At 69.2% G+C, this 13,657-nt stretch carries 13 protein-coding genes; 4 read left to right on the top strand and 9 right to left on the bottom strand.

All coding sequences use genetic code 11. The features are described 5' to 3' along the window. Positions 1-189: 189 nt before the first annotated feature. Positions 190-567 carry a hypothetical protein gene (locus tag J2852_RS12785; protein WP_209875966.1) on the top strand — a complete coding sequence of 126 codons (378 nt, stop codon included), beginning with the start codon at positions 190-192 and terminating at the stop codon, positions 565-567. A gap of 89 nt (positions 568-656) precedes the next feature. Beyond that, entirely contained in the window at positions 657-1,070 is a 414-nt protein-coding gene (locus J2852_RS12780; RefSeq protein ID WP_209875964.1) for an HRDC domain-containing protein, read from the top strand. 55 nt (positions 1,071-1,125) lie between these two features. On the opposite strand, the gene J2852_RS12775 is transcribed toward J2852_RS12780, so the two are convergent. The 4 genes from J2852_RS12775 to J2852_RS12760 all read right to left on the bottom strand — a co-directional run bounded on the left by J2852_RS12775 (position 1,126) and on the right by J2852_RS12760 (position 5,182). Then, positions 1,126-2,097 (bottom strand): DMT family transporter, encoded by a 972-nt coding sequence (locus J2852_RS12775; protein WP_209875962.1) that lies wholly within the window; start codon positions 2,095-2,097, stop codon positions 1,126-1,128. A gap of 454 nt (positions 2,098-2,551) precedes the next feature. Continuing rightward, positions 2,552-2,980, bottom strand: coding sequence for an NfeD family protein (locus tag J2852_RS12770; RefSeq protein ID WP_209875960.1), 429 nt, complete (start codon positions 2,978-2,980; stop codon positions 2,552-2,554). Next, complete coding sequence (locus J2852_RS12765) at positions 2,977-3,987, bottom strand: SPFH domain-containing protein (RefSeq protein ID WP_209875958.1); 1,011 nt, start codon at positions 3,985-3,987, stop codon at positions 2,977-2,979. The genes J2852_RS12770 and J2852_RS12765 overlap by 4 nt, the downstream gene beginning before the upstream one ends. Positions 3,988-4,069: 82 nt before the next feature. Continuing rightward, positions 4,070-5,182 (bottom strand): AI-2E family transporter, encoded by a 1,113-nt coding sequence (locus J2852_RS12760; RefSeq protein ID WP_209875956.1) that lies wholly within the window; start codon positions 5,180-5,182, stop codon positions 4,070-4,072. A gap of 116 nt (positions 5,183-5,298) precedes the next feature. On the opposite strand from J2852_RS12760, the gene J2852_RS12755 reads away from it, so the two are divergent. Continuing rightward, positions 5,299-5,817, top strand: a complete 519-nt coding sequence (locus tag J2852_RS12755; protein ID WP_209875954.1) for a CreA family protein — start codon at positions 5,299-5,301, stop codon at positions 5,815-5,817. Between the two features lie 296 nt (positions 5,818-6,113). Here J2852_RS12755 and J2852_RS12750 read toward each other — a convergent pair whose 3' ends face one another. Then, a complete protein-coding gene (locus tag J2852_RS12750) occupies positions 6,114-7,184 on the bottom strand; it encodes an AbrB family transcriptional regulator (RefSeq protein ID WP_209875952.1) in 1,071 nt (356 codons plus the stop codon). Then, the gene (locus tag J2852_RS12745; protein WP_246499568.1) at positions 7,181-8,131 is read right to left on the bottom strand and encodes a M14 family metallopeptidase; all 951 of its coding nucleotides are present in this window, start codon (positions 8,129-8,131) and stop codon (positions 7,181-7,183) included. The genes J2852_RS12750 and J2852_RS12745 overlap by 4 nt, the downstream gene beginning before the upstream one ends. A gap of 257 nt (positions 8,132-8,388) precedes the next feature. Between J2852_RS12745 and J2852_RS12740 the strand changes: the two genes are divergently transcribed. Then, positions 8,389-9,267 carry an N-formylglutamate amidohydrolase gene (locus J2852_RS12740; protein ID WP_209875948.1) on the top strand — a complete coding sequence of 293 codons (879 nt, stop codon included), beginning with the start codon at positions 8,389-8,391 and terminating at the stop codon, positions 9,265-9,267. A 13-nt stretch (positions 9,268-9,280) separates the two neighbouring features. Here the strand turns inward: J2852_RS12740 and J2852_RS12735 are convergent, their stop codons facing one another. The 3 genes from J2852_RS12735 to J2852_RS12725 form a co-directional block, all read right to left on the bottom strand. Further along, a complete protein-coding gene (locus J2852_RS12735; RefSeq protein WP_209875946.1) occupies positions 9,281-10,135 on the bottom strand; it encodes an NAD kinase in 855 nt (284 codons plus the stop codon). A gap of 104 nt (positions 10,136-10,239) precedes the next feature. Further along, positions 10,240-11,280: a GTP 3',8-cyclase MoaA gene (gene moaA / locus J2852_RS12730; RefSeq protein ID WP_209875944.1), complete on the bottom strand. Its 1,041-nt coding sequence runs from the start codon at positions 11,278-11,280 to the stop codon at positions 10,240-10,242. 196 nt (positions 11,281-11,476) lie between these two features. Continuing rightward, complete coding sequence (locus J2852_RS12725; protein ID WP_209875942.1) at positions 11,477-13,564, bottom strand: 4Fe-4S binding protein; 2,088 nt, start codon at positions 13,562-13,564, stop codon at positions 11,477-11,479. Between the last annotated feature and the right edge of the window lie 93 nt (positions 13,565-13,657).

The raw sequence follows: 13,657 nt of genomic DNA, 5'->3' as shown, positions 1-13,657 counted from the left end.
GCAGCGCGCGCTGCTTCAAACACGCGACTCCAACACGCGATGGCGGCTCTTGGGTCCGCGTTTTCGGCCCGCTTCGCCAAAGTCGGCGCCTGTCCGCCGCCTCCTGCCTGTCGGGGTATCCCCATCGCCCGCCGGCCCCTCGCCGTCCTCGTGCGGGTGGGGCTCCGCGCCACCGCCCATGTGAAGGGCATGAGCCACACACTCTTGTCCCGGCGTGCCCTGCTTGGCGGGTTCGCCGCCGCCCTCGCCCTGAGCGTGGCGCCCCCGGTGCAGGCCGCCCCCGCGCCCGCGCTGGTCCGCCGTCTGGTGCGAGCCTTGCCCGATCCGGCCGGCGCGCGGGCCGTGGGGGCCGCCTATCTCCGCGCCAAACCGGCCGAGGCCGACGCCGCCCGGCTGCTCCGTGCCGTCGCTCCGCGCAACCCGGCCGGGGCCGATGTGGTCAGCCTGCGCGCCCACCTGCGGGACCTCCGCGCCCGCGACTTTGCGGCCGGCGAGACGATCCGCATTGGCGCACGCACTTACGCGCGCAGCGAAGCCCGCGTGTGCGCGCTGTCCGTGCTGGTGTAGCGGCCCTCCTCCGGTTCGTGTAGGCTGACGTTCCTGGCGGCGACCTAACCGCCCAGGCATCGAACGTCAGGCACTGACCGAGGATTGGGATGAGCACGGAAATCCGCACCTTCATAATCCCCGATGCAGACGCGGAGGCGCAGTCCCATCTGTCCGCCTTCCTGCGCACGGTGGAGGTGCAGCGCATCGACACCGCCTACAAGGACGGCGCCTGGCGCGTGCTGGTCCTCTATCAGGATCTGAAGCGTAAGGAAGAATCGCAGCAGATCGAAGCGGCGATCAGCGCCGCGCTGAACGGCTGGCGCGACCGCGCCGCCCTGCGCGAGGGGTTGTCCCGCGACGCCATCCTGCCCGACGAACTGGTGCCGGAAATCGCCCGTTTCGCCCCGACGACCGAGCGCGAGCTGTCGATCATCGTCGGCGCCCGCGACCTCGACGTCGGCCACTACGGCGCGGAGATCGTTCAGGTCGTCCGCTCGACCCTGGATGAGCTGATCGACTGAGGACCGCCGCAAGGTTGGGCCGCGCCGGCGCTCGGCCCAACCGACGAATCGATGCTCATGCCTTGCCGCGCGCCGGAACCAGCAGCACCAGCCCCAGCGCCGCGACCACCAGCACCAGCGCGGCCAACTCGCCGAAGCCCAGCTTCTCGCCGAGCAGAAGGGCGCTGGAGAACACGCCGACCACCGGGATCGCCAGCGTGCCGATGGCCGCCACGTTGGCCGGGAACAGGGCGACCACCCGGAACCACGCCCAGTGGCAATAGATCATCGGGATCAGCATGGCGTAGACCGCGCCGGCCAGACTTTCCCAGCTCGCCGTCAGCAGCGTTTCCGGATGCCCGGCCACCAGCGTGCCGAGCAGGACCGGCACCCCGCCCAGCGTCAGCTGCCAGCCGGACAGTTGCAGCGTGTCCATGGTCCAGCGCCGCGCCTTCAGCGCCACGGTGCCCGCCGCCCAGCTGACCGCCGCCGTCAGCATCATCACCACGCCCCAGGGCGCGGCGCGCAGGCGCTCCAGCTCCGGCGCCAGCAGGAAACCCATGCCGGCCAGCCCCAGCAGGAGGCCGCCGATGCGAGCCGCGTTCATCCGTTCGCCCAGCACAAGCACACCCAGGACCGAGGCCCACAGCGGCATGGTGAAGGCGATGATGGCGGCGCGCCCGGCGCCCATGTAGGTCAGCCCGAAGGCGGAGAACAGCTGCCAGCCGGTGACGTTCAGCAGCGACACCAGGATCAGCGGCTTCCAGTCTTCGGCCGGGATGGCGAGGCTTCGCCCGGCGATCCGCGCCGCCAGCAGCAGCCCGCCGCCCCCGGCCGCAAGGCAGAGCGTGCGGAAGACCCACGGGTCGATGTGCGACACGGCCAGCTTCATCGCTGGCCAGTTGGTCCCCCAGAACAGCGCGAGGCTGGCCAGCAGGATCAGCCCCTCGCGCGGGGAATTGCCGCCTGTCGAATTGCCGGCTGTCGAATTGCCGGAGTTCGGGCCGCTCGTGCTGGCGTTCCGGTCGAGGGTGGCGGTGTCGCGCATGGATGCTCCGGCGGCAATGGTGGCCCACCCAGCAATACGGCAGTCCAGGGTCGCGGCCAATGGCCCCGCCTTGCCGAACGGCGCATGACCGCTATGCGGGTGGCCTAGGCGGATCGGATTCCCCCATCCCGGCCGGACTTCACCGAATTGAAGGCCATTTCCCGCCGTAAGCGCGATACTCGCGCCACCGCGACCGTGTCAGCATGCCATCGGTAATTGCGGCATTGCAGCATGGCGAGGGGCCATGGATGGACGAGACGCACCGGACCGGAATCGAGTCCCCGACTACCGCGCCTTCGCGCGCCAGCTTGAGGCCTTGAGCCGGGAAGCGGCGGAGCGCGCGCGGTCGTCGGGCGACGACGGTCTGGACGGGCTGTCCGAACGGCTGGGCCAGTACGCCGGCCGGATGCGCGACGATCTGGACGGCGCGTCCGAGCGGCGGTTTGGCTGGCGCCTAGGCCTTTTCGACCTTGAGCCGGGTGCCGTCCGTGCCGACGACGCGGACGGTCGTTCCGGCGGGGAGGTCCGGCCCTTCCACCGTCCAAAACCCGTCGCCGACCAGTGCGCGCCCGCGCCCGTCGACGATCGGGCTTTCCAGCCGGTGCAGCGTTCCGATGTACTGTTCGGCCCGGCGGTTGAGCCCGGTCGTGCGCGTCGTGTCGGCTGAGCGTTCCGCCAGCATCCGCACGCCGACCACCGCAACGATGGCGAGCACGGCGAACAGCAGCCCCTGAAGCTCCCACGACATCGCCGGCCACACCAGCAGAGCCAGTCCGACGATTCCCGCCGCCCCGCCCAGCCACAGAAAGGCGGCCCCCGGCGCCACCGTTTCGATGGCGCCCAGAACCGCCGCCAGAACCCACCAGTGCCAGAACTCGATCATGGATTGCCCTTCACGTCCCCTTGGCTCCACGGCCCACGCGGCGGAGCGGAGGGGGCGGCCGGCGGGGCAGGGTGGTTTGGGGCAGGGCGGTTCGGGAAGGCGTCGCGGGCGATCTCGGCGATGCCGCCGATGGCGCCGATGAGGCTCGCGGCCTCCAGCGGCATGAACAGCACCTTCTGGTTCGGCGCCGCCGCCACCGCCGTCAGCGCCTCCACATAGCGCTGGGCGACGAAGTAGTTGATGGCCTGCACGCTGCCGTTCGCAATGGCCTCCGACACTTGGCGAGTCGCCTCGGCTTCGGCCTGGGCGGCGCGCTCGCGCGCTTCGGCGTCGCGGAAGGCGGCCTCGCGCCGGCCCTCGGCCTGAAGGATGGCGGCCTGCTTGGCACCCTCGGCGCGCAGGATGGCCGCCTGGCGCTGGCCTTCCGCCTCCAGGATCGAGGCGCGGCGGTCGCGCTCGGCCTTCATCTGGCGGGCCATGCTGTCCACAAGGTCGCGCGGCGGCTGGATGTCGCGGATCTCGATGCGCGTCACCTTCACGCCCCACGGGCTGGTCGCCTCGTCCACCACCGTCAGCAGGCGCGCGTTGATCTGGTCGCGCTGCGACAGCAATTCGTCCAGATCCATGGAGCCCATGACCGTGCGCACGTTGGTCATGGTCAGATTCAGGATGGCGAGTTCGAGGTTGTTGACCTCGTAGGACGCCTTGGCCGCGTCGATCACCTGAAAGAAGACGACGCCGTCCACCGTCACCATGGCGTTGTCGCGCGTGATGACCTCCTGCGAGGGCACGTCGAGCACCGTCTCCATCATGCTCTGCTTGCGCCCGATCCGATCGATCAGCGGGATCAGCAGGTGCAGGCCGGGTTGCAGCGTGCGGGTGTAGCGACCGAACCGCTCCACCGTCCATTCCTGCCCCTGCGGCACCGTCCGCACGCCCAGCAGCACCAGCGCCAGCGCGAAGACGAGCAGCGCGATCACGAACAGGGTGAAGCCGCTGACGATCATGCCTCAAGACCTCCCAACGCCACGCTCAAGACCATGCCATGGCGACCGGGGCCGGACCAGCCGCACCTTTTGCCATATTGTCTCACCCCAGCAGGGCGCCGATGGGCTTCAGCGGCTCGTGCGCGTCGAACAGGATCTTCAGGATGGCGAGGATCGGCACGGCCAGCAGCGCGCCGGGGATGCCCCACATCCAGCCCCAGAACAGGATCGAGATGAACACCGCGATGGGGTTCAGCGCCAGCCGCCGCCCGACGATCATCGGCGTCAGGAAGTTGCCCTCCAGCGTCGTCAGCGCCACGAAGGTCAGCGGCGGTCCGAAGATGTTGAACGCGCCTTCGAAGGTCAGGGCGGAGACGAGGAACAGCACCGCTGTCATCACCGCCGGCCCGATGAAGGGGATGTAGTTGATGAGCCCGACCATCGTCCCCCACAGTGCGGCGTTGGGCAGCCCCCACAGCCACATGGCAAGCGCCGTCGCCGCGCCCAGGAAGAAGTTGATGACGGTGATCGTCGCCAGATAGACGGCGATGTTCTGCTGCACCGTCGCGGCCACCATGGCGTAGTGGATGCGGTCGTCCACGCTGCGCATGGTGCCGATCAGCGCCTCCAGGCTCTGCCGCCCGCGCGCCAGGAAGAAGTAGAGCAGCACCTGCAGGATCACGACGTTGGCGATGAAGGCCTCGGCTTGTTGCAGGACCTGCTCGGCGAGCGAGGGGCCCCGCACCACCACCTCGCGGGCCGGGCCGCTCTGGTCGCTGGCGATCTTCTCCAACTGGCGGGAGGCTTCGCGGGCGCGCTCGATCCCCTCGCGGATGTCGCCCAGCTTGAACTCCAGCTCATGGACCACGCGCGGCATGCGGTTGACCCATTCGGCCGCCGGGGCCGCCAACTTGTAGACGGCGAAGCCGCCCAGTCCGAACACCATCACCACCATCACCGCCGCGCCCAGCCCCTCCGGCAGGCCCAGCCGGTATAGGCCGCGCACGCAGGGGCGCAGCAGGAAGCTCAGGATCAGCGCCAGCATGATGGGCAGCAGCACGTCCCGCCCGAAATACAGCGTGAACAGCACCGCGATGACGAACAGCCCCATCACGGCGACCTGTGTCGGGTCGCGCGGGGTCTTCGCCGGGGGCAGCGGTTCGGTCACCGGCTCCGGCGGTTCGGACAGGGGTGGGTCGATGGTGCGGTCGCTCATGCGCGGTGTCGGCTCCGGGGTCGGCGTGCTTGACGGACGAGCACACCCATCCGATCTAGGGCTATTCCGGGACCGCGTCGGCGGCTCCGGTCCGTCATGCCCGGAGTTCATTCGCGATGCGCAGCCCGTTTCCCTCGATTAACGTTTGCGGCGGCCTGTTGGTCCTCCTGCTGTCGGCGCTGGCCCCAGCCTCGGCCTCGGCGGCCGACGCGGTGGTCGGGCGCTTCTCCAACGACTGGACCGGGAACGGGCTGGAGGTGCAGGCCGTCGAAGACCCCAAGGTGAAGGGCGTCACCTGCCATCTGGTCGATTTCGACCGCAGCATGCTCGACCGCCTGACCAAGGGGAACTGGTTCGAGGACCCGTCCAATGCCTCCATCGCCTGCCGGCGCACGGGTCCTGTCGTGATCGGCGACATCGACGTGTCGGCGAAGGGGGAGGAGGTCTTCTCCGAACGGAAAAGCCTTATTTTCAAGTCCATCGCCATCCGGCGCATCTACGACCGGCCGAACGACACGCTGGTTTATGTGGTCTACAGCCGGCAGGTGAAGGACGCCTCGGCCAAGATGTCCATCTCCACCGTGCCGCTGATCGACACCAACGCGCAGTGGTCGAAGGGCAAGCCAAACGGGTAATAGGGGCGGCGTCTTGCAATTCGCCGCGCGAAACATCACTATCAGGCTTGGGAGAGCGGGGCCCTATCCCCGCCCTCCCGGCCCGATCCTTACCGGTTCAGGTAATCAAGGAACGCCTTGACCACCTGAAGCAGCAGGATCAGGAGACTGAGGAGCTCTTTCATCCTTCATGCCTCCGTTGCAGCGGCGGGGTGGTGGCCGATCCACCGCCCGTCCGCGCCGCCACATCACACGGGAAAAGAGCAAGGCGCAAGAATTGGATTGTGCGCGCGTGTATTGGGTCGCCGCGCGGCAACCTATGTGCGACCGCGCCGCGCCATCCACTTGCGCCACAGCAGAAAGATCGCCGGGGCGAGCGTCACGATCAGGATGATGCGCACCATGTGGTGCGTGGCGACCAGCGCCACGTCGATGTTCAGCGCCAGCGCGACCAGCGTCATCTCGGCCAGCCCGCCCGGCGCGTAGGCGAGGATCAGCGCGGCGATGCCCAGGCCCGTCGCCTCGTCCACCGTCCAGGCCGCAGCCGTCGTCACCCCCAGCATCAGCGCGGTCAGCCCCACCGCCGTCAGTCCGTCGCGCCCGATGCGGCGCACGTCCAAGCCGGTGAAGCGGCACCCCAGCGAGGCGCCGATGACCACCTGGGCGGCGGCCACCAGAACGCCCGGCGGCTTGCCCTCGGTCAGGCCGGCGAGGTGGATGGCCGCCGACAGGAACATCGGACCGACGATCTGCGCCGCCGGGATGCGCAGCAGTTTCGCCACCGGATAGCCGACCGCGCAGGCGCTCAGCAGCGCCACGTCCCGCAGGCTGAGCGACAGCAGCGCCGGCCCCAGCGTCCCGCGCCGTGCCGGGTCGTAGAGGCCCAGCGCCTGGAAGGCAAAGGGGATCGTGATGACCACCAGCATGACCCGGAGCGCGTGCGACAGTGCGATGGTCCGGGTGTCGCCGCCCATCTGCGTGCCGACCATGACCATCTCGTTCAGCCCGCCCGGTGTGGCCGTGAAGTAGGAGGTCGCCGGGTCCAGCCGGGCGGCGCGGCGCAGGTACAGCACCCCGGCCGCCGTCACCACCACCATGTAGACGGCAAGCCCGCTCAGCGACACCGACCATTCGCCGAGCCGGTCGAGGATGGACGGCGTGAAGCCGCTGCCCAGCATGACGCCCAGGATCATGATCATCACGTCGCGCAGCCGCTTCGGAATGCGTTGCGGCACACCGGCGACGGCCGCCGCCGTGGTGAACAGCATGGCCCCGATCATCCAGGCCAGCGGCAGGTTGAAATGGTTGAACAAGGCCCCGCCCGCCGTCCCGATGGCCAGAGCCAGCGCGAACGGCGTGAAGCCCGCCGGACTTTTCGCGGCGTTCATGGCGCCAGCCGGCCCAACCGTACGGCGGTCTGTCCGGGCTTCGGCCGGCGCGCGGGCATGATCAGCACGCAGTCGTCGTAGGGCGTGACGACCGTGCGCCCCCCGTCGTGACCCAGCACCGTGCCAGCGTGCGGCAGGATCTCCAGCCCCACATAGGGCGCATTGAAGGCGAAATCCTCCGTCTCGGCGGTCACGGTCTGGGTGACCTCCACCACGCGCTGCGGCGCGTCGTGCCGGCGCAGGTGCCGGTCCGCCAGCGCCGGATCGACCATGTCGTGCAGCAGCAGGAAGCGCAGGCAGCTTTCCAGCGCCACCATGGCCGTCTCCGCCCGCCAGTGCTGGCCGCATTCGACCAGCAGGGCGATGCGCGCGCCGTAGGGGTCGGCGAAGTCGGCATAGTCGATCAGGCGGCGCCCGGCCGCGTGCCCCTCGTCCGCGACGATCCATGCCGGATAGCCGAGCCAGCGGGCGAGGTCCCGCCCCCGCTCGGTGTGGCCGCACAGGATCAGCGGCGCCGTGTCCGCCGTCATGGAATGCAGGTCCAGGATCAGGTCGGCCGCGTCGAACACCGGGCGCAGCTGCCGGGCGCGGCGCAGTTCCAGGCTGTCGCGCGGGCCGTCCAGCACGTCGGGCGACCACAGCCGGTTGAAGTCCTCGTCCACGAAGCGGGAGGCGAAAGGCCGGTCCGGGTCGAAATGGCGGTAGGCGGCGGTGTTGGCGAAGACCAGCGTCAGCCGCCCGCGCATCGGCTTCAACCCTATGCGGAACAGCCTGTCCAGCGCCACCGCCCCGGCGATCTCGTTGCCGTGGACCAGCGCGGTGATGACCACATGCGGCCCCGGCCGTCCGCCATCCAGTGTGGTGACGTGGTCGATCCCGGTGTTGCCGCGCCGGTAGGGCCCGATGTCCGGCGGCGTCAACTCTATGGAGGGCAGGGATTCGGTCAAGCGGGTCTCGCGATTCGGGCAGCCGGCCAAGCGCCTCTCGTCTTGCCCTACAGTATGGCGAAGACCAGGACGGCACGCCAGCCCCGCCGCTTGGCGGGCGACCTTGGCCCTACTCGTGTATGACGGTTTTTGGTCGACGCTCGCCGATCCTTCGTCTATATCCGAATTCTGTGCGTGGCGGTAAGTGGTCATCCTTTTGGATGAAAGAGCCGTGGCGCCATCCACGCGTCGGGGCATCTGGAACACCGGGGTCAGCCATGAGCTTCGTGATCGAGGACGTGCTCGTCCGCAACGATCCGATCGGCCGCCGCCTGCCGGTGCTGTTCGACTCCCCCCACAGCGGCGTGTCCTACCCGCGCGATTTCGCCTTCACCTGCCCGCTGGCCACCCTGCGGCAGGCCGAGGACACTTATGTGGAGGAGCTGTTCGCCCAGGCGCCGGAGCATGGCGCGACGCTGCTCTGCGCCTTGTTCCCGCGCAGCTACATCGACGCCAACCGCGCCATCGACGACATCGACCCGACCCTGCTGGACGGCCACTGGCCGGAGCCGCTGAATCCCACGGAAAAGAGCGCCCTGGGCATGGGCCTGATCCGCACCATGTGCCGGCCGGGCCTGCCGCTCTACGATGGCAAGCTGAGCGTGGCCGAGGTGTCGGAGCGGATCGACCGCTATTACCGTCCCTACCATTTCCAGGTCGCCAGCGTCCTCGACGGTCTGGCCGCGCGCTTCGGCGCGGTGTGGCACGTCAACTGCCACTCCATGCCCTCCACTGTCAGCCCGGCTTCATCCAGATCCATGGGCCGGAACATGGGGGTGGACTTCGTCATCGGCGACCGCGACGGCACCACCAGCGAGCCCGGCTTCGTCGCCCTGGTCGTCGATGTGTTGCAGGGCTTCGGCTATTCGGTGGCGGTGAACGACCCCTACAAGGGGGTGGAGTTGCTGTCCCGCTACGCCAACCCGGCGCGCGGCCGCCATTCGATCCAACTGGAGATCAACCGGCGCCTTTACATGAACGAGGAAACGCTGGAGCGGCACGAGGGCTTCGCCCGCCTGCAACAGCATCTGGGCGCCCTGATCCGCCGCATCTGCGCCCACGCCGAAGTTCAGACCGCCCGCCGCGCGGCGGAGTAGGGGAGCAGCCGCCCTACGGCGTGAACTGCTCCTTCAGGATCCGCTCCTCGAAATTCAGCTCCGGGTCGAACAGCAGCGTCAGGAAGACGTCGCGCGCCTCCTGCACGTCCACGCGGATGGCCTCGCGGACCTCGGTGGAATCGGCGACGGCGCTCACTGGGCGCTTGACCTCCTCCAGAATGTCGAAGGTGATCTTGGCGGTGTGCGGCAGCAGCGCGCCGCGCCAGCGCCGGGGCCGGAAGGCGCTGATCGGCGTCAGGGCCAGCACGCCGGCCCCCAGCGGCACGATGGGACCGTGAGCCGACAGATTGTAGGCGGTGCTGCCCGCCGGCGTCGCCACCAGAACGCCGTCGCAGATCAGTTCCGGCAGGCGGACGACCCCGTCCACGGTGATGCGCAGCTTGGCCGCCTGCCGCGTCTCGCGCAGCAGCGACACCTCGTTGATGCCCAACGCCTCCACCCGCTCGCCGTTCGTGCGGGTCGCCAGCATGCGCAAGGGGTGCAGGGTCACGCGCTGGGCGGTCGCCAGCCGCTCCGGCAGGTCGTCCTCCTTGAAGGCGTTCAGCAGGAAGCCGACCGATCCCCGGTTCATGCCGTAGACCGGCGGCGGGTTCTTCCCGTCGCGCCGCAGCGCCCGGTGCAGGGTTTCCAGCAGGAACCCGTCGCCGCCCAGCGCCACGACGATGTCGGCGTCCTCCAACGCCACGTTGCCGTAGCGATGCACCAGCCGCGTGCGCGCCCGGCGCGCCTCCTCGGTGTCGGCGCAGCAGAAGGAAATGCGCAGGTCTTCCGGATTCCGGGCCGGCGGGAGCGGGGCCAGCGGATCGGGCGACGGATCGACGGGCGTCTTGGCGGAGGTCTCGGTCATGACGACAGGACCATAGCGCAGGACAGCGGTCTTAAGAAGCCCGGTGCGGTCATAGCGGCTAATCTCCCTCTCCCGCCCCCGGCGGGAGAGGGAGATTAGCAATCTCACCCGCCGGTCACGCTCATGTGCCGGGGGACGGCCGGGGCCTTGTGGCGGCGGTCGATGATGAAGTCGTGGCCCTTGGGCTTGCGCGCGATGGCCTCGCGCACCGCCTGCACCAGCAGCTCGTTGTCGTCGCTGAGGCGCAGCGGGGTGCGCAGGTCGGCGGAGTCCTCCTGGCCCAGGCACATGTAGAGCATGCCGGTGCAGGTCAGCCGCACGCGGTTGCAGCTTTCGCAGAAATTGTGGGTCAGCGGCGTGATGAAGCCGACGCGGTGCCCGGTTTCGGCCACGCGCACATAGCGCGCCGGCCCGCCGGTGCGGTAGTCGATCTCCTCCAGCGTCCAGCGCTTGGCAAGCTCCGCCCGCACCATCGACAGCGGCAGATACTGGTCGAGTCGCGCGCTGTCGCCGATCTCGCCCATCGGCATGACCTCGATGAAGGTGAGGTCGAAGCCCTGCTCGCCGCACCATTCGACCAGCCGGTGGTGTTCGTCGTCGTTCACGCCTTTCAGCGCGACGCAGTTGACCTTGATCTTGAGGCCAGCCTCCTTGGCCGCCTGCATGCCGCCCAGCACCTTGTCCAGCCGGCCCCAGCGGGTGATGGCCTGGAACTTGTGCGGGTCGAGCGTGTCCAGCGACACGTTGATGCGCTTGACGCCGGCCTCCACCAGATCGCCCGCATACTTGAACAGCATGGTGCCGTTGGTGGTCAGCGTCAGCTCGTCCAGGTCGCCGGCCTTCACGTGGCGGCCCAGGCTGTGGATCAGCTCACGGATACCCTTGCGCACCAGCGGTTCGCCGCCGGTCAGGCGCAGCTTGCGGGTGCCCAGCTTCACGAAGGCGGAGCAGACGCGGTCGATCTCCTCCAACGTCAGAACCTCCGCCTTGGGCAGGAAGCTCATGTCCTCCGCCATGCAGTAGACGCAGCGAAGGTCGCAGCGGTCGGTCACCGAGACGCGCAGGTAGTTCACCGTCCGTCCGAACGGATCGACGAGAGGCGCTGTGGACGTCGCCTCTGGCGCGGTCGGCGGCACGGTCGTCATCGTCTGGCTCCTCCCCCTGGGGATCCGGTTCGTTCTGGCTCGGACCCGCGATCATGACGCTTCGTCCGTCGAACGAATATAGGACCTTGGAACGAAAAATGCGCCCCTTTGATCATCACCATCAGGAGAACACAGGCCGCCAAGCCGTGGCTTGACGGCGATCAAGCCTCCCGCATCGCGCCTCCGACATCGAACGTCAGTGACGGCTGCCCGTGTCGTCCGGATCCCGGCCGCCATTGCCTTGGCCGCCACCCGCCTGCGCCGCCCGCGCCAGCTCGCGGTCGCGCAGGTCGTCGTCGGTCGTACGCGGCACGCGCGGGGCGCCCAGCGCGAAGGGGGCGTCGCCCTGCTCGAACTGGTCCACCACGCGGCAGTCGCCGCACATGCGCATGCGGTTGGCCGCCTCCGGCGTGGCGAACATCGCGTGCTTGCCGGCCAGCGCCGCCACGATCTTCTCGATGGAGGACTTGGTGGCGAAGGGCTTGCCGCACTTCACGCAGCAGAAGGGTTCCTCCTCCTTGATGACCTTGGCGCCGCGCGCGCTGTCGCGGAAGTCGATCTCCGGCACCAGGGCGATGACCTTCTCCGGGCAGGTGTTCTTGCACAGGCCGCACTGCACGCAGGCGTCCTGGGAGAAGGACAGCATCGGCTTGTCGGCGTTGTCCAGCAGGGCGCCGGTCGGGCAGGCGCCGACGCAGGACAGGCAGAGCGTGCAGCCCTCGACATTCACCTGAAGCCGGCCGAACGGCGCGCCCGGCGCCAGCGGCAGGACCTCCACCGGCTGCGGCGCGACCTTGTGCAGGTGCCGCAGCGCCAGCATGGTCACCGTGCGCTTGCCGCCCATCGGCAGGAACATGCCCGCCGCCGGCCCAGCCTGACGGGGCAGCCCCCACAACTCCGCCTCGACCGCCTCCGGGTCCATCGCTTCGATGATCGACACGCGCCCCGACCCGTAGCCGAGGCCCGACAGAGCCGTCTCCGCCAGCCCGATCTGGCTCGCCAGCCCCGCCGTCTCGCCCGCGTTGCCCGGCCCGGTCAGCACGCGCACCTGCGTCGCGCCATAGGCCAAGGCGACCGCGAAGAAGTCGAAGCCCAGCTGTGTCACCTCGTTCACCGCGAAGGGCAGCACGCGGGCCGGCAAGCCGCGCCCGTGCCGCGCCATCAGCGAGATGACCTCGTCGCCGTGGCGCGGGTCGTGGACCAGCAGGACCGCCTCCGTCCCGCCCGCCTTTGCATAGGCGGACATCAGCGTGCGCAGCCGCTCGTACACCGTCTGCATGGGCGGCAGGGCGTAGGTGCTGGCCCCGGTCGGGCAGACCGCCGCGCAGGAACCGCAGCCGGCGCAGATGTGCGGGTCGATCGCCACATGGTCGCCGTTCGGCGTGATCGCGCCGGTCGGGCAGACGTCCAGGCAACGGGTGCAGCCGGTCTTGCGGCTGCGCGAATGGGCGCAGAGGTCGGCCTTGAAATCGACGTAGCGCGGCTTCTCGAATTCGCCGACCAGATCGGCGGCCTCGAACAGCGCCTTGGCGACCTGGGCCGGGCTGTCGGGATCGGGGCGCAGATAGCCGTCGCGCTTGCCGTGGGCCGGGAAGAGCGGTGTGCCGCCGGTCAGGTCCACGATCACGTCGCACCGCGACGAGGCCCCCTGACGCGCCGGCTCGAACTGCAACACCGCGCGGGAAGCCGGGTTGGCCGGGGCGTAGTCGTCCACCACGACCTCGAAGTTGCCGAGCCAGCCCTTCACGGCGCGCAGCGTGCCCTTGAACACCGGCACGTCCATGACGCGCGGCGGGGCGACGTCCTTGGGGTTCTTCAGCAGGACCGTGACGTCCAGGCTGGAGGACAGCTGCTTGGCTGCCTCGATGGCCCGCTCGTCGGTGCCGTAGACGAGGCAGACGCCTTCGGATTTCAGGGTGATGGTCCCGGTCGGCGGAATGTCCATCGCCGCTTCGGCCAGCAAGGCGGCGATCTTCGACAGGGCCTTGTCGCCCTCCGCCGACCAGCCGGCGCGCTCGCGGATGTTGGTGAAGGAGAGGGGGAGGTCCGGGTTGTCCTCACCGGCGACCTCGGCGAACAGGGGGGCTTCCTGCGTGCAGGCGACCAGCAGGGGGGAGGCGGCGCCCTTCACCCGCGCCTCGAACCGTTCCAGCTGGCTGCGGCACAGCTGGGTCGCCACTCCGGCGTCGCCTTCAGCCCCGCAAGCGTGAGCCAGCGCCTTCCCGTCGAGCGCCATCGTGTGGGCGCAATCGCAGACGAGCACCGTCCGGCCGTTGATCTTCATCCCCAAAACCCTCTTCCCTCAGGCTCGTGGCCTTGTTCCTCATCCGTACATATCCATACAGCGCGGGCGTTGCGACCCATATTTTTCGGGGTC

Source organism: Azospirillum soli, from assembly GCF_017876165.1.
Classification (GTDB): Bacteria; Pseudomonadota; Alphaproteobacteria; order Azospirillales; family Azospirillaceae; genus Azospirillum; species Azospirillum soli.
Note: the sequence above shows the minus strand (reverse complement) of the source record. Positions and strands in the feature narration are given on the sequence as shown.

Bases quoted from the DNA above. Each gene is read 5' to 3' on its own strand.
- J2852_RS12785 (WP_209875966.1), top strand. From the start codon at position 190: ATGAGCCACACACTCTTGTCCCGGCGTGCCCTGCTTGGCGGGTTCGCC.
- J2852_RS12780 (WP_209875964.1), top strand. From the start codon at position 657: ATGAGCACGGAAATCCGCACCTTCATAATCCCCGATGCAGACGCGGAG.
- J2852_RS12775 (WP_209875962.1), bottom strand. From the start codon at position 2,097: ATGCGCGACACCGCCACCCTCGACCGGAACGCCAGCACGAGCGGCCCG.
- J2852_RS12770 (WP_209875960.1), bottom strand. From the start codon at position 2,980: ATGATCGAGTTCTGGCACTGGTGGGTTCTGGCGGCGGTTCTGGGCGCC.
- J2852_RS12765 (WP_209875958.1), bottom strand. From the start codon at position 3,987: ATGATCGTCAGCGGCTTCACCCTGTTCGTGATCGCGCTGCTCGTCTTC.
- J2852_RS12760 (WP_209875956.1), bottom strand. From the start codon at position 5,182: ATGAGCGACCGCACCATCGACCCACCCCTGTCCGAACCGCCGGAGCCG.
- J2852_RS12755 (WP_209875954.1), top strand. From the start codon at position 5,299: ATGCGCAGCCCGTTTCCCTCGATTAACGTTTGCGGCGGCCTGTTGGTC.
- J2852_RS12750 (WP_209875952.1), bottom strand. From the start codon at position 7,184: ATGAACGCCGCGAAAAGTCCGGCGGGCTTCACGCCGTTCGCGCTGGCT.
- J2852_RS12740 (WP_209875948.1), top strand. From the start codon at position 8,389: ATGAGCTTCGTGATCGAGGACGTGCTCGTCCGCAACGATCCGATCGGC.
- J2852_RS12735 (WP_209875946.1), bottom strand. From the start codon at position 10,135: ATGACCGAGACCTCCGCCAAGACGCCCGTCGATCCGTCGCCCGATCCG.
- moaA (WP_209875944.1), bottom strand. From the start codon at position 11,280: ATGACGACCGTGCCGCCGACCGCGCCAGAGGCGACGTCCACAGCGCCT.
- J2852_RS12725 (WP_209875942.1), bottom strand. From the start codon at position 13,564: ATGAAGATCAACGGCCGGACGGTGCTCGTCTGCGATTGCGCCCACACG.